1 protein-coding gene is annotated in these 965 nt (G+C 48.5%); it reads left to right on the forward strand.

Annotation, left to right across the window (positions count from 1 at the left end):
* On the forward strand, positions 1 to 965 hold a 965-nt coding region (locus UQ64_RS27115; RefSeq protein ID WP_060626587.1), incomplete at both ends, for an IS110 family RNA-guided transposase.

Genomic DNA, 965 nt, shown 5'->3' on the forward strand with positions numbered 1-965 from the left:
CTCGTCGTCGGAATCGACATCGCACAGCTAACTCACGTCGCTCGTGCGGTGAATTTCCGCGGGATCGTCGTTGGCAATCCACTATCTTTCTCAAATGACGAAGAAGGGTTTCAGATCCTTCTTCGCTGGATCCAATCGTTGCAATCAACCCATAACCTAGACTCTGCAATCATCGGTATGGAACCAACGGGGCATTATTGGATAAGCGTCTCCAAATGGCTATCTGAGAAGCAGTTTGAAGTTGTTCTTGTTAATCCTCATCTCGTGAAAAAGAACAAGGAAAACCGCGACAATACGCCATCGAAGAGCGACAAAAAGGATGCTCTCGTCATCGCAGACATGGTGAAGAACGGCTATTACTCATTCATTCGCAACACACCTGAAGCCTTTGAAGAGCTTCGTGTCTTTCTCTCCAACCGAGACTCCGTCGTAACGAGACTCGTCAGTGCAAAGAACCAGATTCATCGTTGGGTTGACGTCGTGTTCCCCGAGCTGAGACAAGTATTTAAGAATCTGATGTGCAAAGGCTCATTGGCGACACTACGTCTTTTCCCGACGCCTGATGAACTGAGTAAGTTAACGCCTCAAGACGTGGTAAGGGGCTGGAAATCCATTATGCAACGGCAACCTGGGGACATGAAGGCTCAAGCCCTAATCGCTCTTGCTAGCCATTCTGTTGGCTCTAAGCAGGCAACGCATGCGTACAAGCTCCATTTAATGCAGCTTCTTGCAGAATATGATCTCGCTTGTGAGCAACTGCGAGTCGTGGAGGCAGAGATTATAGCAGTTTTAGACCGTATACCTTTTGCTAAGTCGATGCTTGCTGTAAAAGGGATTAATGCAATCTCACTAGCTGGTATTCTTGGAGAGGCTGGGGATTTAAGCGGCTTTGTTCATGGCAACGCTTTGCTGCGTCATGCTGGTCTCAACCTTGCGGAAGCAAGCTCGGGCAAATGGACCGGACA

Origin of the sequence: Paenibacillus etheri, from assembly GCF_001012825.1 — a bacterium.
Taxonomy (GTDB): Bacteria; Bacillota; Bacilli; order Paenibacillales; family Paenibacillaceae; genus Paenibacillus_AQ; species Paenibacillus_AQ etheri.